Annotated in this window: 15 protein-coding genes; 10 read left to right on the top strand and 5 right to left on the bottom strand. The window is 46.2% G+C overall.

What is annotated here, in order from left to right:
• Window positions 1-3: 3 nt before the first annotated feature.
• Window positions 4-387: a glycine cleavage system protein GcvH gene (gcvH, locus tag KEF85_RS02045; protein ID WP_215583088.1), complete on the bottom strand. Its 384-nt coding sequence runs from the start codon at window positions 385-387 to the stop codon at window positions 4-6.
• A 266-nt stretch (window positions 388-653) separates the two neighbouring features.
• On the opposite strand from gcvH, the gene KEF85_RS02040 reads away from it, so the two are divergent.
• The gene (locus tag KEF85_RS02040; protein ID WP_215583087.1) at window positions 654-1,655 is read left to right on the top strand and encodes an efflux RND transporter periplasmic adaptor subunit; all 1,002 of its coding nucleotides are present in this window, start codon (window positions 654-656) and stop codon (window positions 1,653-1,655) included.
• Window positions 1,656-1,728: 73 nt separating this feature from the next.
• Here KEF85_RS02040 and KEF85_RS02035 read toward each other — a convergent pair whose 3' ends face one another.
• Both KEF85_RS02035 and KEF85_RS02030 read right to left on the bottom strand, forming a co-directional pair.
• Window positions 1,729-2,769, bottom strand: coding sequence for an MJ1255/VC2487 family glycosyltransferase (locus tag KEF85_RS02035; RefSeq protein WP_215583086.1), 1,041 nt, complete (start codon window positions 2,767-2,769; stop codon window positions 1,729-1,731).
• Window positions 2,766-3,290, bottom strand: a complete 525-nt coding sequence (locus KEF85_RS02030) for a phosphatase PAP2 family protein (RefSeq protein ID WP_215583085.1) — start codon at window positions 3,288-3,290, stop codon at window positions 2,766-2,768. The genes KEF85_RS02035 and KEF85_RS02030 overlap by 4 nt, the downstream gene beginning before the upstream one ends.
• A gap of 414 nt (window positions 3,291-3,704) precedes the next feature.
• Between KEF85_RS02030 and KEF85_RS02025 the strand changes: the two genes are divergently transcribed.
• The 9 genes from KEF85_RS02025 (at window position 3,705) to KEF85_RS01985 (ending at window position 19,124) form a co-directional block, all read left to right on the top strand.
• Window positions 3,705-5,162: a TrkH family potassium uptake protein gene (locus KEF85_RS02025; RefSeq protein ID WP_215583082.1), complete on the top strand. Its 1,458-nt coding sequence runs from the start codon at window positions 3,705-3,707 to the stop codon at window positions 5,160-5,162.
• Window positions 5,163-5,258: 96 nt separating this feature from the next.
• The gene (gene secF / locus KEF85_RS02020; protein ID WP_215583081.1) at window positions 5,259-6,185 is read left to right on the top strand and encodes a protein translocase subunit SecF; all 927 of its coding nucleotides are present in this window, start codon (window positions 5,259-5,261) and stop codon (window positions 6,183-6,185) included.
• Between the two features lie 350 nt (window positions 6,186-6,535).
• Complete coding sequence (locus KEF85_RS02015; RefSeq protein ID WP_215583078.1) at window positions 6,536-10,132, top strand: pyridine nucleotide-disulfide oxidoreductase; 3,597 nt, start codon at window positions 6,536-6,538, stop codon at window positions 10,130-10,132.
• Window positions 10,133-10,438: 306 nt separating this feature from the next.
• Window positions 10,439-11,845, top strand: a complete 1,407-nt coding sequence (gene nhaD, locus KEF85_RS02010) for a sodium:proton antiporter NhaD (protein ID WP_215584951.1) — start codon at window positions 10,439-10,441, stop codon at window positions 11,843-11,845.
• Between the two features lie 182 nt (window positions 11,846-12,027).
• The gene (gene phoB, locus KEF85_RS02005) at window positions 12,028-12,720 is read left to right on the top strand and encodes a phosphate regulon transcriptional regulator PhoB (protein WP_215583075.1); all 693 of its coding nucleotides are present in this window, start codon (window positions 12,028-12,030) and stop codon (window positions 12,718-12,720) included.
• A gap of 6 nt (window positions 12,721-12,726) precedes the next feature.
• A complete protein-coding gene (gene phoR, locus KEF85_RS02000) occupies window positions 12,727-14,001 on the top strand; it encodes a phosphate regulon sensor histidine kinase PhoR (protein ID WP_215583072.1) in 1,275 nt (424 codons plus the stop codon).
• 161 nt (window positions 14,002-14,162) lie between these two features.
• On the top strand, window positions 14,163-15,563 hold the full coding sequence (locus KEF85_RS01995) for a cytochrome ubiquinol oxidase subunit I (protein ID WP_215583070.1): 1,401 nt from the start codon (window positions 14,163-14,165) through the stop codon (window positions 15,561-15,563).
• Window positions 15,553-16,671 (top strand): cytochrome d ubiquinol oxidase subunit II, encoded by a 1,119-nt coding sequence (gene cydB / locus KEF85_RS01990; protein WP_215583068.1) that lies wholly within the window; start codon window positions 15,553-15,555, stop codon window positions 16,669-16,671. Before KEF85_RS01995 ends, cydB begins: the two co-directional genes overlap by 11 nt.
• Before the next feature lie 86 nt (window positions 16,672-16,757).
• Complete coding sequence (locus tag KEF85_RS01985; RefSeq protein ID WP_215583067.1) at window positions 16,758-19,124, top strand: phosphoketolase family protein; 2,367 nt, start codon at window positions 16,758-16,760, stop codon at window positions 19,122-19,124.
• Between the two features lie 534 nt (window positions 19,125-19,658).
• On the opposite strand, the gene KEF85_RS01980 is transcribed toward KEF85_RS01985, so the two are convergent.
• Window positions 19,659-19,997: a DUF2782 domain-containing protein gene (locus KEF85_RS01980; protein WP_215583066.1), complete on the bottom strand. Its 339-nt coding sequence runs from the start codon at window positions 19,995-19,997 to the stop codon at window positions 19,659-19,661.
• Between the two features lie 174 nt (window positions 19,998-20,171).
• On the bottom strand, window positions 20,172-21,533 hold the full coding sequence (locus KEF85_RS01975) for a hypothetical protein (RefSeq protein WP_215583065.1): 1,362 nt from the start codon (window positions 21,531-21,533) through the stop codon (window positions 20,172-20,174).
• Window positions 21,534-21,634 lie beyond the last annotated feature (101 nt).

Here is a 21,634-nt window from a genome sequence, read left to right as displayed (position 1 = left end):
GTTTTATTGTTCAATAAAATGTTGATACGCTGCAGCATCCAGAAGCAAATCCAATTCTGCCGGTTGTTCCGCTTCGACACAAAACAGCCAAGTCTGAAAGGCGGCTTCATTTACCAGTTCTGGTTCATCCAGTACTGCTTCATTTATGGCAACTACTGTGCCGGTCACCGGGCTATGCAGATCGGATGCGGTTTTTACTGACTCGACTACCGCAATTTGTTCGCCACGCCGAACCTGGCGACCCAGTTCAGGTAAGCCGATATACATGATGTCCCCCAACTCAGATTGAGCAAAATCGGTAATACCTACCCGCACAATTTGCCCATCTTCCAATTTTGCCCATTCATGGGTCTCAGCGTATTTCAAAATTTCCGAAACGTCACTCATCCTAATTTCTCCTTTTTAAATCTTCAGTCCAACAAGGTAAGCTATTCTTGATAGCTATAAGCCCGATTAAAACAGTAAAAAAATCAGCTTTTACAGATTAGCCCACAGAGTCCTGGAGCAAACTGACTATACCGGGTGCTGCCTCAGTTGCAGTTGTGCAACTAAACCTAACCCACTACCACTAAACGGGTATAGCCCGGTTTACCGATAATTTGCTGCGTACTTGGTATAATTTTGGCATTGATCTTACTTATTTTTGGATTTTCATGCCTATTTTAATTTTGCTGGTTTGTCTGTGCGTTTTCCCGGTCTGGACGTTAGCCGCATCCGGTGACGAAAACCCTGCTGCTGCACCCAGCAATAATGGGCCAGACACGATCAGTTTAGAACCTAAACTCCAGCTCCTGGCCGCAATCAAAACTCAAACTCTGGCGGCAGCTCAACGCCAACCTGAAATAATAAGCTATGGATCAGTCATCAATCTGGAGCCATTGCTGCAACTCCGCCAGCAATATCTGGCCAGCCAAACCTTACAGGCCAGCGCTCAGGCCAAATCTACCGAATCATCGCTAAATTTGACCCGCACCGAACAACTACATCATCAAGATATCATTTCCACCCGCCGCCTTCAGGAGCAGTTTGCGCAATCACAAGCCGATCAGGCCAATCTTAACGCCAGCAGCAATCAGCAACAAACCATTCTGGCCGGCAGCCGCTTGTTATGGGGGGAGATTTTAACCGAATGGTTTGTGCTTGGACATAATAAAAACGCCTCAGCGTTTTTTAATCAGGACGCCCAGTTAATTCAGATCAGCCTGCCTGCCAACATGCAACTCTCCACTAATCCAGAAACCATTTATGTTGACGAGCGCGGCCAACGTCAATCAGCGGTGCTTGCCCGACTGGTTTCGGTGGCCCCTGGAGTTGACCCAGTATCACTTGGTAAGCGCTATTTTTTTAAACTGGAAGGCCACCATATTCCTTATGGCGCTCATATCACGGCCTGGCTATCTGCTCCCGATAAAGCGGTCTCCGGCATATTTATTCCCAAATCAGCTCTGATCTGGCATTTGGGCCAGGCCTGGGTATTTATTAAAACCTCAGCCAACAACTTTAGCCGTCGGGCCATTCCTGAATATCAGACTGATCCGCAAGGCTATTTTGTCAGAGATGTGCTAAAGCCGGGTGAAGAAGTGGTGATCAACGGCAGCCAAACTTTGCTGTCTCACCAATTGAAAACCATTATCCCCAACGAAGACAGCGATTGAAACCAGCCAAGCTTACCGTTGCTATAACCATAATTCTAAACCCGGCAAAACAGCTCGGACACAATTAGCCGCATCATTGCGCCACAGGCAGTATTTGGACACTTTCCCAAACATTGTCAATAAATGCTTGATCCATTTCCACCATACCTTGTTGCAACCATTCCACCACTATTTTAGCCACATTGGGATAGGTGATATGCATGGCATGGTGATTGTGTAACCAAGCTTCGATAACAGCCGGTTGTATATCATACATGGTCCGTCCATAACCTAATTGCTCCAAAGCCGCCGCATTGGAAATTTGCTCCATTTGCGAATGCAGTGGCTTAACCAGAATTTTTTTACCCAATTGCAGCGCTTCGCTGGCCAGCTCGAAACCAGCATTACTAATGATGCCGGCGCAATCGTATAAATCTTTTTGAAATCCAGCTCTGGATAATGGTTTGCTGACAATATTGGCAAATTTTGAAACGACCGGCTCTGGACTATACACATGAAATTCGAAGTTCTCAAAACAGGATAATTGACTTAAAACATAATTCGGATCTTCAAACGGCAAATACACCACAATTTTGTCGGACTGGATATTTGCCGGAAATTCCGGGGTTTCAATAATCGGCGGTAAAATCGGTTGACCGAAATGGTGCCAATGTAGTCCTACGCCAGTAGTGGCCGGGGCGAAATATTTCATTACCTGGTTAGCAATAGGATCCGAACCCTTGCGCGGGATATTGTGACCGAAGGCATATTGGTGGCCGATGCCTATCACTTTTCGGCGCTGTTTTCTGGCAGCCCAAGCTGTCACCGGTTCGAAATCGCTGATAATCAAATCATAAGCACTTAAATCCAGCGTGGAGATATCTTTATAAAATTGCACTGGGCTGGCTTGCAGCGCCGTTTTTAAATATGAAACTTGTCCTTTAGCGGTGTTGAATGTCAAGCCTTCCTTAACCCGATAACCGTTAAAGATTTCCATATCAAAATACTTTTCAGCTGGGCGACCACTAAACTGATAGCTAACATCAAAACCAGCCTGTTGCAATTCCTTGGCCATGACTCTTGCCCGGGTAATATGTCCATTACCCGTCCCTTGTACTCCATAAAATATTTTCATATCACAATTTGATTGAGGCTAAAAATGGCTGAACCCAGACCCAAACCGGCCCCTACCAAGGTATCGGTTGGAAAATGTACACCCAGCACTACGCGGGAAAAACCTACCAGAGCGGCCCAGACAGCTAGTATGGGCAATAAGCCGGGGTAAAAATAGGCTATTAAGCATGCGACCATGCAGGCGGCAGATGTATGCCCTGAAGGAAAACTGAATTGATCGGAAGGTGTGATCACGCTACGAAAATTTTGTAGGGCCTGCTGCGGGCGATGACGTTTGCATGAATTTTTGAGCAGGAAATACAAAGGTCTTTCAATGCTAAAAGCCAATACCATAGCTTGCAACAAAGGATCACTCGCACCTTGGTACCACAACAGACAAGCTGCTAAGGCTACATAGAGAAGACCATCTCCGGTTTTGGATATATAACGACATATGCGCACTAAATTGGCATGGATGCTGACACTGTTTAACCAGGTAAACATGAATACGTCGTACTTGTGTATGGAATAGATTAATTTCATGATTTCAACCTCCTAATTTTGCGGCGCATATTTTTGTACTGTTACAGCCGTGGAAATCAGAGATTTTCCGTTATGCAATGACTTCTCAAACTCAGGCCCAGATTAGAAGAGCCATATTACAGATGGATGAAGGTTTGTTTAAAGTTGTATGACACCACTGATATTTGACGTTTTCTGAGCCAAACTAAGACAAGCTGATCAGCATTTTATTGTGCCTGGCCTACCCGACCGAAAAACAACACCGTCTGAGTAGCTGTTAAAATAGCTGATCAGATCATGTCAAAATTTTTGCAATATGATGATAGTTGCTCAATTTTGTTACAATTCTTTCACTCCGTTTAGAAAATTGCTTTTTAATCAATCTTCAAGACTTGTCAGTATCTTAAAACTGTCCCGTTTTCCTGCAGGCAACCTATGCAACGTTTTTGTACTATCGCCTTTGTCCTTGGCCTGATTCTAATGATCTTTGGGCTGACCTATATTTTGCCCATTGCAACTTCGCTGTACTTCAATGACGCTATGACGGAGCATTTCACCAACGGTATGTTGCTGAATATCGGTGCGGGTGCGATTCTGGCCGGTCTGAGTATGCGCTGGCGCGGCGATGTAAAAACCCGGGATGGTTATTTGCTGGTGGCGAGTTTCTGGATACTCATGGCGGCAGCGGCAACCTTACCGTTAATGTGGGGCTTACCTGAATTATCGTTTACCGATGCATTCTTCGAAACCACTTCGGCTTTGACCACTACCGGGGCGACGGTGTTTGTCGGACTGGACAGCTTGGCCCCTTCTTTGAATTTGTGGCGACACGAGCTTAACTGGTTGGGAGGTCTAGGCATTATTGTGTTGGCAGTGGCTATTCTACCCTTGCTGGGCATAGGTGGGATGCAGTTATACAAGGCCGAAATTGCCGGCCCTATCAAGGATAGTAAATTGACGCCACGTATTAATGAAACTGCCCGCTTGTTATGGATGATTTATGCGGCATTCACACTAATCTGCATCGTATCTTTAAAATTGGCGGGAATGGGTTGGTTTGATGCTATTTGCCATGCCTTTTCCACCATGAGCTTAGGCGGCTTATCCACGCACGATGCCAATATCGGCTATTTCGGATCCCCTACAATAGAACTGGTTTTGATGGGATTCATGCTGATTTCTGCCATGAATTTTGCGGTTCATTACTCGGCCTTGCACAAATTCAGTTTAAAACCCTATCTGACCGACCCTGAAGCAATTCCTATGCTCGCTGTGATAACAGCGAGTGTGATGATATGCAGTATTTATATCTGGTATCAGCAAATCTATCCCGATTTTCTGACCGCATTGCGTCATGTCAGCTTTAATTTAATCTCGGTCAGTACCTCCGGCGGGTTTGTCAGTGACAATTTCAGGCTTTGGCCACCCTTTGTGATCTGGTGGATACTCTACCTGACCAGCATCACTGCCTGTACCGGCTCTACCGGTGGCGGAATCAAAATGTTCCGCACCCTGCTGCTCTGGAAACAGGCGGGACGTGAGATGTTCAGCATTCTGCATCCCCGCGCAATTAATCCCATTCGGATTGGCGATATGCCTATCCCCAACAAGATCATTTTTTCGGTTTTGGCCTTTATTTTTCTGTATTTTATTTCCATCGTGGCCTTAACATTTGCCTTATTGTTCTCCGGCCTTGACCCCTTATCTGCACTGGGTGCAGTTTTGGCATGCATCAATAATGCCGGGCCTGGCTTGAGTCTGGTAGGTACGGCCAGCAATTACCAAGGGCTGAGCGATTTTCAAACCTGGATTTGTGTGATCGCGATGCTATTGGGCAGATTTGAAGTTTTTACCCTGCTGATGCTTTTTACCCCCGCTTTCTGGAGAAAATAGTACAATTTAGGGTTTGCATGCCTGATCTATTGCTATTCGTGCTATATCAGGCCAATTTTCCGCTACCGACTTTTAATATTCATCAGGAATCATGGTATGTCTACCACTCGAAATATAGATTTTCTTAGTAAGAAAACTTTTGCTTACATATTCTCCGGCAGCTTGTTTATCATTTCAATTCTATCTTTTTTCATCAATGGCTTACAGTTAGGCATTGATTTTACCGGCGGCAGCGTTTATGAAATCCACTACGATCAGTCGGTCGATCTGGACAAAATGCGTAATGCTCTGGAACAACAAGGTTTTGCCGATGCCAATCTCCAGCATTTCGGCAGTTCTCAGGAGGTTTTATTACGTCTTAAGCCGGTAACGGATATTAGCCAAAAGCAATTGACTGAAAAAGTACAAAGTATCACCGATAGCAGCCAAGCCCAACCGGGTGAAATTCGCCGGGTAGAATTCGTCGGCCCTCAAGTGGGTGAAGACTTGATCAATAACGGTGGACTGGCTTTGCTTTTTGCCTTTATTGGCGTCATGATTTATGTGAGTATCCGCTTTGAATGGAAGCTTTCGGTAGCTGCTATTGTGGCCTTGTTTCATGACTCTATTATCACCATGGGATTTTTCTCGGTATTTGGCTGGGAATTTGACCTGACAGTGTTGTCGGCGATTCTGGCTTTAGTCGGTTATTCCACCAACGACAAGATTGTGATTTACGACCGAATTCGGGAAATTACCCGCACCACCAGAATTCAGTCTATGAATGAAATTATCAATCTGGCCATCAATGAAACCCTGAGCCGAACTATTCTGGTTTCTTTCACAGTATTTTTGACTTTATTGGCACTGGTATTTTTGGGTGGCAAAATCATTCACGGCTTTGCCATTGCCATGTTGATTGGCGTTATCAAAGGCACCTACTCTTCAATTTATATCGGTAGCGCCTTGGCCTTGTCCTTTGGCTTAAGCCGAGAAGATCTGATGCCGGCTAAAAAAGATGCCACACTGGATCAATTGCCTTAAGATTCGGCTAAAAATCAGCCCTGGTAAAACAATGGCTTGATTAAGCACTAAACTAAGGTATAAATAATGCCATTATTCAGCTTGAACTCTGAATGACTGCAATCAAAACAAGTGCTTGGCTATGTTGATACGCGACACGAGCGTTCGGCACGGCCCGCACTGTTTTTGTTTTTTTAACATACGCTCTGCCAAGTATGGACAAGTGCAGCACGGGTACTTTTGCGCTTGTTGTGCTATCGGCAACCTGCCTAGTGTTAGGTAGTGACTGTATTTTTAATTTTAGACGCATCATCGGCCTGGAGTTCATCCTTCATTGACCAACCTCAGACCTGTATGCACGGAAAAACCTGATGACACAAACGATTAACAGCAGCAATCCTCAAACCCTGAACCTGGGCATTCCCGGCTTTGACTACGCAGACTTATACGATACGCAACGTTTGGCGGATCTTATGGGTGTTTTTGATCAATCTGTCGCGCAACATGACGCGGCACTGTTTGATGAAATCCAGTCCTATCGCCAGAATCAGGGCGACGGCATGGCCCCTGAACAAGTTTCGGAATTACTGGTAAAACTGGCTCCGCTGGTCGGCACTTTTGTCGCCAGACTGTTCCAGGTCAGCAATGTTCGCGATGAGCAGATTGACGCTATTCGCAGTGAATTTTCTTCCATATTTGTGTATCGCAGTGAAATTGTCGGCAAACTGGCCAGCCGTTTCAAGGGTCAGTCTATCGTGGACTGGGATATTACCGCTCTGCATCAGCAACTGGAAACCCTGGTAAACGCTGCCGGCAAACAGGCTTTATACCAGGCCGACCCGGAACGTGCGGTTAGTGAAATTGCCGCCGATCTTTGGCGTCTGGTACAACAGGGCGAACCGGCAGAGGCTGTTGTCGCTGAACTGGATATTATTTATCGCTGGAGTTTTGCCGCCCAGCATGCTCCAGAATTACAAGCGCTGGTAAAAAAATGGCTGAGTTTCAAGATAGCTGAAAAGTGCAATCTGGATAATCTGGTTGCTCACGATACTTTGGACAGAGACAGTCATCAGGTCTGGGCCAGCGAACATCATCATCACCGCCGCCGCGATGGCTTTGCCCTGACTGACAAACGCCATTCTCAACGCCAGGCTTTATACGAAGTCGATCATTGCATTTACTGCCATGATCGTAATAACGACTCGTGTTCAAAAGGTATTAAAAACAAAAAAGACGGTACCTTTAAAAACAACCATCTCGGCTCCCTGATGACCGGTTGCCCGTTGGAAGAAAAGATTTCGGAAATGCATCTGGTTAAGCGTCAGGGTGACAACATTGGGGCTCTAGCCTTGATTATTATTGATAATCCAATGTGCCCCGGCACTGGTCACCGGATTTGTAATGACTGTATGCGCGGCTGCATTTATCAAAAAACTGAAGCCGTGAATATTCCACAGATTGAAACCAATGTGCTGACCGACGTGCTGTTCATGCCTTGGGGTTTTGAAATTTACAGTTTGTTGACCCGCTGGAATCCACTGAACGTGAAACGTCCGGTGGCGTTGCCTTACAATGGCAAAAATGTGTTGGTGGCGGGCCTGGGGCCGGCCGGATACACTTTATCTCACTACCTGCTTAATGAAGGTTTTGGCGTGGTGGGGATTGATGCCTTAAAGCTGGAACCACTGCCCTTGTACCTGACCGGTAACAAAGATCAGTTGCCTGAACCGATTCTGGATTTCGCTACTCTCTATGAAGAACTGGATAAACGGGTTTTGCTGGGTTTTGGCGGCGTGGCCGAATACGGTATTACCGTACGCTGGGATAAAAACTTTCTAAAAGTGATTTATCTAAATCTATTACGGCGTAATGCGTTCAAATGCTACGGCGGCATTCGCTTCGGCGGCAGTATCAGCATTGATGAAGCCTGGGACTTGGGTTTTGATCATATTGCTATTGCCAGCGGCGCCGGCAAACCGACGGTCATCGATCTGAAAAACAATCTGATTCGCGGGATTCGTAAGGCTTCCGACTTTTTAATGGCTTTACAATTGACCGGGGCAGCCAAGGATTCCTCATTAGCCAATCTGCAGGTGCGCCTGCCGGCCGGCGTCATCGGCGGTGGTTTGACTGCAATTGATACTGCTACGGAATTATTGGCATATTATCCGGTGCAGGTCAGTAAGGTTGTAAAACGCTACGACAAACTGGTGAGTGTTTATGGTGAGGCCCAGGTACGCAACCAGTATGATAGCGAAGAACTGGAAATTCTTAATGAATTTCTGGCACATGGCCGGATTATTGAGCAGGAACGCCAACGTGCCGCCGCTGCCGGTGAAACACCGAACTTTTTGCCACTGCTGCAACAATGGGGTGGAGTGACCTTGTTCTATCGTAAAGGGATCAAGGATTCGCCAGCCTACCGGCAAAATCATGAAGAAATCCATGAAGCCTTAGCCGAAGGCATCTGGCTGGCGGAAGGCATGAGTCCACTGGAAGCAGTGGCAGATGAATACGGTCATCTGCAGGCGGTACATTTTGAAAAACTGGCCGAACAGGAAGGCAAATGGCGGAAAACCGAGGAAGTTGAAATCAAGCTGCGCGGCTTATTTATTGCGGCCGGTACGGCACCGAATACTATTTATCAGTCTGAATTTCCCGGCACTTTTGTTATGGATCGTAAGTTTTATAAACGTTACGAACCTGACTGGTCTGCCCAGGCCGAACTGGTGGCCAGCGAGGATGAAACTCAGGTTAAAGTGGGTAAGCCGGCACCATTTACGTCTTATCAGAACCAAGGCCGCAATATCAGTTTTTACGGTGACAATCATCCGGTTTATGCCGGTAATGTGGTGAAAGCCATGGCCAGCGCAAAAGATGGTTACCCTTATATCGTCAAACTGTTTGCCGATGACCTAGCGCAACTGAAAGCCGCTGAACAAGCGCAACGGGATCAGCAATTACTGGCCCTGCAGCAACATTTGGACGAGATTTTCCTGGCACATATTGTGGCGGTAAACCGCCTGACACCTACCATTATCGAGGTGGTTGTGAAAGCGCCGGCAGCCGCTAGGAACTTTAATCCCGGCCAATTTTACCGGGTGCAAAACTTTGAATCACTGGCACCAGTTAAAGAAGGTACGGTGCTGGCATCTGAAGGTATTGCGCTAACTGGGGCGTGGGTAGACAAAGAACAAGGCCTAGTATCTTTGATTGCTCTGGAGATGGGTAGCTCTACACGCTTGTGCGCAACCTGGCAAGCTGGGGACCCGCTGGTACTGATGGGAGTTACCGGAGCACCAACGGAAATTCCGCATAATCAGACCGTGTTGCTGCTGGGCGGCGGACTGGGTAATGCGGTGCTGTTTTCGATAGGTAAAGCACTACGCTCGGCCGGAAATAAAGTTCTGTATTTTGCCGGTTATCGAAACCGGGAAGATTTATTCAAGGTTGAGGATATTGAGGAAGCTTCCGACTTGATTGTCTGGGCGGTAGATAAACGGCCTGGTAATGACGCCATACCTATCACCCGCCAGCAAGATAAAAGCTTTGTCGGCAATATTGTCGAAGCCATGCTGGCTTTTGCCAATGGTGATCTGGGTGAAACCGGGCTGTTCTTACAAGACGTGGATCATTTGATCGTGATTGGATCGGATCGGATGATGGCAGCTGTGAAAGCCGCCCGCCATGGAGTACTGAAACCTTATCTGAAAGAAAGCCATGAGGCGGTGGCCTCCATCAATTCGCCTATGCAATGCATGATGAAAGGGGTTTGCGCCCAATGCCTATGCAAGCATGTGGATCCTGAAACAGGTGAAACCAGCTTTATGTACTCCTGTTACAATCAGGATCAAGCTTTGGATTATGTGGACTTTGATAATCTGCGCGCCCGCTTACGGCAAAATACCGTGCAGGAGAAATTGTCTTCCTTGTGGTTAACTTATTTGCTGGAAACAGACCAGGCCTGAAAAACGATCTGATTCGTCATTTGGGCTGAATACCCGAATGACGAACTTTCGAAAACAGTCCGGCATGCTTTTAGCTTGGCACCCGGCTTATCTGCAACATTTAGCCAAACCGATGATTTCTTTTCTCACTGCAATATTAGCATTTAGAGTGCTATAGGTTCCTGGACATAATAAACTGCCGAGAGCCCCAGAAACCGGCTATCTCGGTATCCTTTAACGTGACTGCCTGCTGGTTTTGCAGTGCCATTGGTATAAATTTTCGAACTTTGGAGTTCACCCGTGATTCAACGCAGCCTTTTTTTAGTGATGCTGATCTTGGCACCGCAATTATCCTGGGCAAACCCTGAACAGGCGGCACACACGCTGAACTTGACTCAACACTGGGTCGGTTATCTTTCCATTCTTATTTTTGCCATCGCCTATTTATTGGCTATGACGGAAGAAGTGACCCAGTTAAACAAATCCAAACCTATGGTATTGGCAGCCAGCATGATCTGGGCGTTTATCGCTGCCATCTATGTGGCCGGCGACATGAATGAACAAGCCGGACGCGCGTTTCGCGCCTGTCTGGAAGGCTATGCCGAGTTATTTCTGTTCATCATGGTGTCTATGGCTTATCTGAATGCACTGCAAGACCGTGGCGTTTTTGATAATCTCCGGGTTTGGCTGCTCAGCAAGGGATTCAGTTACCGTAAACTGTTCTGGATAACCGGCATCCTGTCATTTTTTATGTCCTCGCTTTGCAACAATCTGACCACAGCATTACTGATGGGCGCGGTGATTGTAGCCATGGGCAAGGATAACCGCCAATATGTGACTTTGGCTTGCATTAATGTGGTGGTTGCGACCAATGCCGGCGGTTCGTTCAGTCCGTTTGGCGATATTACCAGTCTATTGGTCTGGCAAAGCGGTGTGGTGCCTTTTGTGAATTTTTATGCCTTATTTTTGCCGGCAGTAGTCAATTTCCTGTTACCGGCCAGTATCATGCATTTCTGGATCCCCAAACTGCAACCTGCAGCCATAGGTAAAGCCCCGACTATGAAGCGTGGCGCTGTAACCATGATATTTTTGTTTATTCTCACCATCATTACCGCAGTTTGTTTTGAAGACTTTCTGAAATTGCCGCCGGCTGCCGGCATGCTGGCGGGATTGACCTATTTAAAATTTCTAGGCTTTTATCTGCAAAAAACCGATACCAAACCTGAGGTTAGTGATTTTGCTCATGTTTATAAATTATTTAATGTGGATTTGCCGGAAAAAAACCGCAAGCAACAATTTGATGTTTTCAAGAGTGTCGCAGCACTGGAATGGGATACCTTATTATTTTTCTACGGGGTAATGATCAGTGTTGGCGGCTTGAGCTTTATCGGTTATCTGACACTGACATCACAAATGCTGTACGTTGGACTGGATCCGACGATCGCCAATATTCTGGTTGGTATTTTCTCAGCATTTATTGATAATGGCACCATTATGTTTGCGGTACTCACCATGCACCCGGATATTTCTCAAGGCCAATGGTTATTGGTAACCCTGTCGACAGGCGTGGGCGGCAGTTTGCTGTCAATAGGTTCTGCCGCTGGTGTCGGCTTAATGGGTCAGATGCGAGGTGTATATACTTTTAGCGCTCATTTAAAGTGGATGCCAGTCATTCTACTCGGATTTTTCGGCAGTATTGCTACGCATTTCCTGCTGAATGGCCGCTTTTTCTAAGCTCAAACAGGCATCAACAGCTATGATGCTTATTGGGCATTGCTAATTGATCTGTATTTGCAACAGTTAAAAACCCGGCATTCAGCCCCCGATTAGATTCAATTCGATTAGGAAGTTTTTGTCATATACAGGTAATATTTTTTCGCTAGACTATTTGATTAAATGCACTCGAAAATATGATCATGTCAAATTTGAACGTTCTAGTCGTGGAAGATGAAGAAGCCATACGGGAAATGCTGGTTATGGCTCTTGAACAAACTGGTTTGACGGTGATGGCCGTTGCCAGCGCCGAACAAGCATTGCAAACACTGGCGGAAAACATGACAGACCTGCTGTTACTTGACTGGATGTTGCCGGGTATCAGTGGCGTTGAATTGGCCAGACGTTTAAAAAATGATTCCAGTTACAAGGAGTTGCCGATTATTCTGTTAACGGCGCGTGGTGAAGAAGAAGATAAGATTCGCGGACTGGAAATTGGGGCTGATGATTATATTACCAAACCTTTTTCTCCCAAGGAATTAATTGCCCGTATCAAGGCGGTAATGCGCCGCAGTGGTAAGTTATCTGATTCCGGTTTGCTGAATGTCGGCGATCTAACCTTGGATGCAGAACAACACAGGCTAACCATAGCCGGCCACACTCTGGAAGTGAGCCCTACTGAATTCAGGTTGATGCAGTTTTTTATGACTAATCCGGACAAGGTTTACAGCCGGACACATTTACTGGATCAGGTTTGGGGACGTAGCGTTTATATTGAAGAACGTACCGTGGATGTACATATCCGTCGCCTAAGAAAAATATTGGCAACCTACGACCGTGAAGAATTGATACAAACCGTAAGAGGCTTTGGGTATCGTTTTTCTCTGGCCGGCTAATCTAACATGCAGCGCTGGTACCGAGAGCTAAATTTACTTTTGCTTTTAACTCTGCCGGCTTTAGTGCTGGGCATGTTTACCGGATATATTGCTTTATGTTTGTTGGTGGTTGTGACTTTGTTGCTGATCCGCCAAACTATCTATATTGATCACCTGGAAAAATGGTTAAGCCGGGGCGCTTTTGGAGACAAACACCCACAACATGGGATTTGGCGCGACATTTATTATCATATCTGGAAAATCAGGAAAATCGACAAAAAGCGGAAAAAAAAATTAACCCGCATGATAGACCGTTTCCGGACTTCAACAGATGCACTGCCTGATGCTGCGGTGGTGTTAGGCAGTTATGGGGAAATCGACTGGACCAACAAATCTGCCCGGGACATTTTGGGTTTAAAAAAATCGGATAAAGGTCAGCGTATTGCCAATCTGGTACGCAATCCTTTGTTTATCCAATATTTAAAGTCTAACGACTATCAGCAAAAAATAAGCATCCCTTCACCAGTTAACGAAAATATCATCTTACAGATCAGCATTGTCCCTTATGGCACCGGACTGCGCTTATTACTTGCTCAAGACATTACTCAGTTAAAAAATATCGAACGCATGCGTACAGACTTTGTCGCCAATGTCTCGCATGAATTACGCACGCCGCTGACGGTATTGAAAGGCTATCTGGAAACTCTGCTGGAACTGGAAAATGTTCCCAGCGTGTATTTGCGCTCTTTTCAAAATATGTCTACCCAAACCGAGCGGATGCAATTGCTGATTGATGATTTGTTATTGCTGGCGCGTCTGGAAACCAAGTCTAAAAAATCCGAGTGTATCAATATAAGCGAATTACTTAAACAGTTGTGCAAGGAAAGTGATTTGCTGGAAAAGGACGAATGCCGGGTCAACCTCAAACTTGACAGCCCGACTAATCTATTGGGTGACCCTGAAGAATTGCGCAGTGCTTTCAGCAACTTACTTGCAAATGCTTTAAAGTACTCGCCAGCCGACAAACCAGTTTATGTGAAATGGTTTAAAAATTCCGAAAATGGGGTTTGTCTGGAAATCGAGGATTTTGGCGAAGGAATATCCAGTAACGATATTCCGCGTATCACCGAACGTTTTTACCGAGTAGAGGTTAAACGTAACCGTAAGATAAACGGTACCGGCTTAGGTTTGGCCATTGTTAAACATGTTTTAGTCAGACATGACGCCCGACTTGAAATTGACAGTCAATTAGGTAAAGGTAGTCGCTTCCGTTGCCAGTTTCCGCAAAAAAGAATTTGTTAAGCTGATTATATGCGTTAGAATCGCTCAACATCAGGTTAACTCGGATTTTTTATATTGCTGTGCAACTTGGCGGTTTCGATACTAGACCAGTATCTAGCCAGCCAAACCGGTGACAGGGTTGGTATAATGGCCCGCTTTATCCTAACCCAATCAGACAGCTAATGATTTCCGCAACTGTTGTCGAACTTTCTCACTGGCAATTCGCCTTGACCTCGGCTTTTCATCTGGTTTTTATGCCGCTTAACCTCAGTCTATCGTTATTGCTGAGTATGACCGAGACCCGAAATTTATTGAGCAGAAACAGCGGATATAAGCTGATATGCGAATTCTGGACACGAATTTTTGCCATCAATTTTAGTTTGGGCTTGTTAGCCCGATTAGGAATGCTGTTTCAATATGGCACGCAGGATTCGTATTTTTCCGATTATGCCGGCGAGGTGCTTTTCCTGCCGATAGGCATAGAGTTATTAGGGAGTTTCTGGCTAGCCGCGCTATTGTTTGGGCCGTATGTTTACGGCAGACAGGCCATGGGTAAAATTCCACATCTGCTGATCAGTTGGCTATTATGTCTTGCGCTTTTGCTTGGTGCCGGCTGGCAATTATTAGCACAAAGCTGGCTGGAAAATCCCCAAGCGGCTGTTTTTAATTATCAGTCTTTCCGACTGGAGTTAAACGATTTCAAGCACATTCTGGAAAATTCCGCGACCGTCTGGCAGGTACTGAACGATCTCAGTTTGGCCTATCTCATTGGTGCAGGCACTATTCTGGCCATTAGCAGTTGGCGCTGGTATCACCATGCCAGCCCTGAGATTGACCGGTATAGTTATCGTTTCGCCGCCTTACTGGGCCTGCTGGCAGTGAGCAGCCTGTTAACATCAACATTAATCCATCACCCACTGACACCCTTAGCAAGCCAGAGTGTTGCGCTGTTGACCGATGCTGATAGGACGGCTTTGACGGCTAAAACTGAAGCCAAAATTCATAACAGTATTTATGCTTACCGCTTATTATTAGAATTACGCGACGAAAATCAATCCGCACAATTACTGGAGAATTTCCAGCAAAATCAGGCTGACTTAGGCTATGTCTGGTTACTGAAACCCTGGACCGATCATCTTGCCGAGGCCAGTGACCAGCAGGTTAAACAGGCAGCCCAAGCCAGTCTGCCCGACAAAACGGAACTAATGAATTGGCTGCAGCTGTTTGCCTTGCTATGCACTGCCTTGAGTCTGTTAGGCTTTCTGCTGGCAACTGGGTTTAGTCACCGGCGAATTCCACCACTCTGGTTACTTAAATCAGCTTATTACCTAGGCGCTCTACCCTGGCTGGCGGCACTGTGCAGTTGGTTAGCCACCCAAATCAATCTGCAGCACTGGGGGGTGTTTGCACAACTGCCCAGTTTTTTAGGCGTATCCAGTTTGGCAACAACAGACTTATGGTTCAATCTGGGACTGGACAGTATGATTGGCCTGACATTGCTGGCAATAGCGGTGTTTTTGTTGCGCCCGGCCGTTATGCAAAATTTAGTTCCCCTGTGGCCGGAGTCAAAAGATGAACTTTGATTACGAAAGTCTGAAATTGATCAGTTGGGGAATACTGGTATTATGTCTGGTCGGGTTTATGCTGTGCGACGGTTTAGTGCAGGGTATTTGTGTATTACTGCCGATTATCGCCAAAACTGAAAATCAGCGTCAACAGCTGTATGCCAGACTTGCTCCGGTTTGTTTGGGTCAACTAAGCTGGTTGCTGACCAGCATAGCCTGGTTAATGACGGCCTGGCCAATTGCCTATGCGGTATTTTTTTCCAGTCTGCGGCTGTTACTGATCCCTTTATGGCTGAGTTATATTTGCCGGACTTTGGCTATATTGTTTAGAAACAGTCTAGCCAACCCGGTCTGGCAACAATGGTGCGATAAAGCCGTACAGATATCTGCGGTCATCACCCTGGCCGAAGTAGGTATACTCGTCGGCAATTTGCTGAAAGGGATACCGTTTCATCTGGATAGTGATATGCGAATTTTGTTTCTGGGAGACATTGGCGGCCTGCTCAATCCTTTCGCCTTGCTAAGTGCCTGCTTGACAGCAGCGCTACTGGTGTTTTATGCCGCCTGTTTTTTACAATCGAAAAACACCGGCGAACCTGATCACTCCAACCAAACCCTGACATTTAAAGCCGGAATCAGTTTTATACTGTTATTCGGCATAGCCGGTTTGTGGATTACTCATTTGGAAGGTTACCATATCAGTTCGGAAATTCTGCCAAACGCAGCCGCTAATCCGCTTAGTAAATTTGTGAAACGCGGCGAGGGCTTATGGCTGGATAACTACGAACATTTGCCCGGTTTATGGTCGATACCCACATTGGTGTTATTGGGTGTTGGCATCAGCTTGTATCTGAGCTATATCAACAAAACCGGCTGGGCATTTGTTGCCGGCAGCAGCAGTGTAATTTTTGCAGTAATCACGGTTACAATTTCAATGTTTCCGTTTCTATTGCCATCCAACCGTTCTTTGAACAGCTCGCTAACGCTGTGGGATGCAGGTGCCAGTTTTAATAGCCTGACGCTATTATTGCTGGTCGCCGCAGCGGGATTACCCTTACAGATTATTTTGACCAGCTGGGCCTTTGGCTTAGGCCTGATCGATAATTCTGTAAACCATACCGATTGATTACTTGGCTGCTGTTCTGCCTAAGATTTGAATATTTTGTTCAAATTAGCGTCGAACAGCTTTTAAACATTGGCAGGTAGCATTAAATGACCGAAAACACCCTTAATGACCCAGAACTGGACAAATTGCATCGCTACTGGCAAGCCTGTAATTATTTGGCAGCCGGGATGATTTATTTGCGGGATAATCCTTTATTACATGAGCCTTTAAAAGCTGAACACATCAAACAACGGCTGCTGGGACATTGGGGGTCCAGTCCAGGCTTAAGTTTTATTTATGTGCATATCAATCGGCTAATTAATAAATATGCTTTAAACAGTATTTTTCTGGCTGGCCCGGGGCACGGTGCTCCCGGTATCCTGGCGCCGGTGTATCTGGAAAGCACTTACAGCGAGATTTATCCGAATAAGGGCGAAAATCTGGAAGGTTTGCTGCATTTTTTCAAGGAATTTTCCTTTCCAGGCGGTATAGGCAGTCATTGCACACCTGAAACTCCGGGGTCTATCCATGAAGGCGGCGAACTGGGCTATAGTATTTCACATGCTTTTGGAGCCGCTTTTGACAATCCGGATTTGCTGGTGGCGGTCACGATTGGTGACGGTGAAGCCGAAACTGCCGCGCTAGCCACCTCCTGGCATTCCAACAAATTTTTGAATCCGTTGCGAGACGGCGCGGTGTTACCGATTCTGCATTTAAACGGTTATAAAATTAACAATCCCAGTCTGCTGTCGCGCATCAGCCATCAGGAACTGGAACAACTATTTCTGGGCTATGGCTGGGAGCCGCATTTTGTGGAAGGTAGTGATCCGCAGGAAATGCATGTCAAAATGGCCGCCATACTGGAATCATGTGTATTAAAAATCCGCGCTATTCAACAACAGGCGCGAAATAGCGGTGTGGCGACCCGGCCACGCTGGCCGATGCTGGTATTGCGTTCTCCCAAAGGCTGGACTGGCCCTCAACAAGTGGATGGCCATAAAGTTGAGGGTTTTTGGCGTGCCCATCAAGTACCGCTAAATGCGGTACGGGAGAACCCTGCCCATTTGGCACAATTGGAAACCTGGCTGCGCAGTTACCATCCTGAAACTTTATTCGACACCCAAGGCCGCCTGCTCCCGGAATTAAAAGCTCTGGCTCCCAAAGGGGAACATCGTATGAGTGCGAATCCGCACGCTAATGGTGGGCGTTTACGCAAAGCTTTGCGACTGCCGGATTTTCAGGATTATCAAGCGGCTGTAGGCAAACCCGGTAACAGCAGCGCAGAAAACACCCGACCGCTTGGTAAATTTTTACGTGACATCATGCTGGCAAATCCCAGCAACTTTCGCTTGTTTGGTCCGGATGAAACCAGCTCTAATAAGCTGGATGATGTGTATCAGGTCAGTAAAAAAACCTGGCTGGCCGACTACTTGCCGGAAGACTGCGATGGCGGCGAACTGGCAGTTGATGGCCGAGTAATGGAGATGTTGTCCGAACATACCCTGGAGGGTTGGCTGGAAGGTTATCTGTTGACTGGCCGCCACGGCTTTTTCTCGACCTACGAAGCCTTTGTGCATGTGATTGATTCCATGTTTAATCAGCACGCCAAATGGCTGGCTATGGCTAAACAGGTACCGTGGCGAGCTGCGGTATCTTCGTTAAATTTGTTAATTACCTCAACAGTGTGGCGGCAGGATCATAACGGCTTTACTCATCAAGATCCCGGATTTCTGGACTTGGTGGTCAACAAAAGTCCGGCGGTAACCCGAATCTATCTGCCCCCAGATGTCAATACGCTGTTGGCAATCAGTGCTCATTGTTTACAAAGCACTGATTACATAAATGTGATAGTCTGCGACAAACAGAAACATTTACAATATCTGGATATGGATGCAGCAATCAAGCATTGCAGCAAAGGCATAGGTATTTGGGAATGGGCCAGCAATGATACCGGTGTCGAACCGGATGTGGTATTGGCCTCTGCCGGCGATATTCCCACTAAAGAGGCCCTGGCCGCTGTGACTATCCTGCGCGAACATTTCCCGGAGCTGAAAATTCGCTTTGTGAACGTGGTTGATTTGTATAAACTCAGCCCGGCCAGCGAACATCCGCATGGTCTGTCTGATCGCGATTTTGACAGTCTGTTTACCCTGGACAAACCAATACTGTTTAATTTTCACGGTTATCCCTGGTTAATCCACCGTCTGGCTTACCGGCGCACCAATCACAAAAACTTGCATGTGCGTGGTTACAAGGAAAAAGGCAGTATCAACACACCGCTGGAATTGGCTATACAAAATGAGATAGACCGCTTTAGCCTTGTTATAGATACTATAGACCGCATCCCCAACCTACGGGTGGCTGGAGCGCATGTTAAGCAGAAAATGCGCGACATGCAGATTGATTGCCGCAATTATGCCTATAAGCATGGGGTGGATTTGCCGGATGCAGATAACTGGGTATGGCCGGAATAAGGGCCGAACCGGCAACACCAAGAGATTATTGCGCATGATCAGATAAACGACCAAATCCTTACTTGGTTATGATCTTTTGTGTGATTACTTTAGCAATAATCTAAGATACACTATAGCCATATCGCTGCACAAAATATTGCGCTTGCACCAAGAAACGATAAAACTATAACAACAAAAATGAGGGTATAACTATGATCGCCATTGTAATTTATTTGCTGACAACACTATTTGTAGGCTATGTCCTTTATAGCGCATGGAAGGGCTGAACAATTATTTTATGCACGAATGTTGATGCCAGTAAGGTGTACTCTTAGTCGCTGACAACCACCGCTAACTTTGCATAGTTGAATTTGCCTAATTGCTCCGCTTTAATCACCTTTGAGGCGATGGTTATTAGATAAAGTTGGGTTTAATTCCGGAGCACCGATAGCGGGCGATATTGGTAGTGGTTGGCTGGCCAATCTGGCTAACAGCCAAGACTTTTACTATCTTTTTAATAAAAATGAATGCTTAATGGTTGGCCCTGCCTAGCCATCAATCCCATTGAAATATATTCCACAGATTGATATTGGTGTTTCTGTCCATATCGTTCTTTTTTACATCCATCTGGCCATCGCCATTGGTATCCAGCATGTAATAGGCCGGGCCTATCTGCGGAATAATTTTGATCATATACAGCTTACCGTTGCGCCGATACTCTTGGATGGTTTCTTCGCCTTTTCGGGTAATGGTAATATCCGGCTCCATTTCTTCTCCCGAATGTACCGGCATTGGTAATTCCGGTGGCTCGGGCACGGCGGCAGGCTCGTTACCATCCGCTGCAAAAACCAGCGGCGAGAACAGCACCAGGCTGAAGATAAAATATTGACGCATGTCGATCTCAATTAATCAGTTTAAAGTCAATAATAATACAGTTTCAACATATCTGTATTAATCAGGGATGTTAAGGTCGACACTCAACGCTTGCCAGGATATTGTCTGAAATGTTCTTGCTAACAAACCCCGGAAGTGTCTGGGCTTATCTGCCCAGGACAACCAGGGTTTATATTAAGCCTGTTTGCGCAAATATTTCTCTACACCTGTGGTTCTGGCTATACCGGAATCTTTGGGTTGCAGACTTTGTTTAGCCAAATATTTTGCCACTCCAGATGCCGCAGGTGTATCTTTATGTAACACTTCCTGTTTGTGCAAGTATTTGGCTACACCGGTTACGTCCTGGGCTGAGTTTTCCGGAACTTGATGTAGAGCCAAATATTTACTGACGGTACTGGCTTCTACTTTAGGTTTTGCGGTTAATTTCTGTTTGACCAGATATTTGCTGACACCGGTAAGAGCAGGTTGTTGTTTAGCCAGTATCGCCTGTTTGGCCAGATATTTGGCAACACCACTTGGCGGCTCGATTTGACTTTGGATCTGGAGCTGTTTGGCCAGATATTTTGCCACGCCGGTGGCTTTGCCGGCCTGACTTTCGGACGATGCCAGTTTCGCCAAATATTTGGCAACACCGGAACCAGCCGACTCTTCATTCTCTACATCCGCTTCCACCAGAGTCAACTCAGCAGAGCTTTCAGCAACAATGGCGGCTTTTTCTTGCTGCAATTTGAGTTCCTGCTCGATATAGCGCGCGACTAATGCTGCTGCAGCCTCTTTGCGGTCCTGGATGGCCTGCTCAGCCAGGAATTTGGCAACACCGGTCAAAGGTTGATGTGCCTTGGCAAGCCGATCCAACTGCTGTAAATATTTGGCAACGCCAGTTAATACCGGTGCGTCTTTTGCCAACTGGATTTGTTTTGACAGGTATTTAGTCACGCTAGTAGCAACTGGTGCATCTTTGGCAAGCAAATCCTGTTTGAGTACGTATTTAGCCACACCAGTAACAGCTGGGGCCGCATGATCTGAAAATTGCTGTTTGGTCAAATACTTGGCTACACCAGTGACCAATTGAGTTTCGCGCTCATGGTTGGTGACGTATTTGGCAACGCCGGTTACCGGGGTGGCTCTGTCCTGAATGGTCTGTTTAACCAAATATTTGGCGACACCGGTAATACGATTGGCTTGTTGTAGTGTTAAATATTTTTCTACACCACTGATTTGCGGCTGTTCTTCTATTTCTAAGGCCGTTTCAACTATCGGTTCTGCTTCAATCTCAGCTTCGATTTCTTCTGCTACTGGAGCTTCTACTACCGGCTGTTGCCGAGCCAGATAGCGCGCTACACCTGTCAGGTTTTCGGCTTCGTCTGCTACCTGAATTTGTGGCTCCAGCTTTTGCAAATACCGAGCGACACCGGTAAGCTGACTGCTTTCTGAATTTTCTTCTATATTTTCGGCGACGCTTTTTGCAGAGGAGCTACCGAAGAAAAATGTCGGTACTATTCCGAATATGCTATTCATCAAACTGTTGTTTTTCATTTGAGAATACTCCTGAAGGTAAGTAGGTTAGTGCGATTCAGTTTTAACTGATTTACACCGTTTATTTAAGAGGTAACTGACCTCATGTTTAAAACTCGCCA

It is taken from the genome of Methylomonas paludis, assembly GCF_018734325.1.
Taxonomy (GTDB): Bacteria; Pseudomonadota; Gammaproteobacteria; order Methylococcales; family Methylomonadaceae; genus Methylomonas; species Methylomonas paludis.
Note: the sequence above shows the minus strand (reverse complement) of the source record. Positions and strands in the feature narration are given on the sequence as shown.

What these genes read in the sequence shown, in the direction of transcription:
- gcvH (WP_215583088.1), bottom strand. Translation starts at nt 387, where the DNA reads ATGAGTGACGTTTCGGAAATTTTGAAATACGCTGAGACCCATGAATGG.
- KEF85_RS02040 (WP_215583087.1), top strand. Translation starts at nt 654, where the DNA reads ATGCCTATTTTAATTTTGCTGGTTTGTCTGTGCGTTTTCCCGGTCTGG.
- KEF85_RS02035 (WP_215583086.1), bottom strand. Translation starts at nt 2,769, where the DNA reads ATGAAAATATTTTATGGAGTACAAGGGACGGGTAATGGACATATTACC.
- KEF85_RS02030 (WP_215583085.1), bottom strand. Translation starts at nt 3,290, where the DNA reads ATGAAATTAATCTATTCCATACACAAGTACGACGTATTCATGTTTACC.
- KEF85_RS02025 (WP_215583082.1), top strand. Translation starts at nt 3,705, where the DNA reads ATGCAACGTTTTTGTACTATCGCCTTTGTCCTTGGCCTGATTCTAATG.
- secF (WP_215583081.1), top strand. Translation starts at nt 5,259, where the DNA reads ATGTCTACCACTCGAAATATAGATTTTCTTAGTAAGAAAACTTTTGCT.
- KEF85_RS02015 (WP_215583078.1), top strand. Translation starts at nt 6,536, where the DNA reads ATGACACAAACGATTAACAGCAGCAATCCTCAAACCCTGAACCTGGGC.
- nhaD (WP_215584951.1), top strand. Translation starts at nt 10,439, where the DNA reads ATGCTGATCTTGGCACCGCAATTATCCTGGGCAAACCCTGAACAGGCG.
- phoB (WP_215583075.1), top strand. Translation starts at nt 12,028, where the DNA reads ATGTCAAATTTGAACGTTCTAGTCGTGGAAGATGAAGAAGCCATACGG.
- phoR (WP_215583072.1), top strand. Translation starts at nt 12,727, where the DNA reads ATGCAGCGCTGGTACCGAGAGCTAAATTTACTTTTGCTTTTAACTCTG.
- KEF85_RS01995 (WP_215583070.1), top strand. Translation starts at nt 14,163, where the DNA reads ATGATTTCCGCAACTGTTGTCGAACTTTCTCACTGGCAATTCGCCTTG.
- cydB (WP_215583068.1), top strand. Translation starts at nt 15,553, where the DNA reads ATGAACTTTGATTACGAAAGTCTGAAATTGATCAGTTGGGGAATACTG.
- KEF85_RS01985 (WP_215583067.1), top strand. Translation starts at nt 16,758, where the DNA reads ATGACCGAAAACACCCTTAATGACCCAGAACTGGACAAATTGCATCGC.
- KEF85_RS01980 (WP_215583066.1), bottom strand. Translation starts at nt 19,997, where the DNA reads ATGCGTCAATATTTTATCTTCAGCCTGGTGCTGTTCTCGCCGCTGGTT.
- KEF85_RS01975 (WP_215583065.1), bottom strand. Translation starts at nt 21,533, where the DNA reads ATGAAAAACAACAGTTTGATGAATAGCATATTCGGAATAGTACCGACA.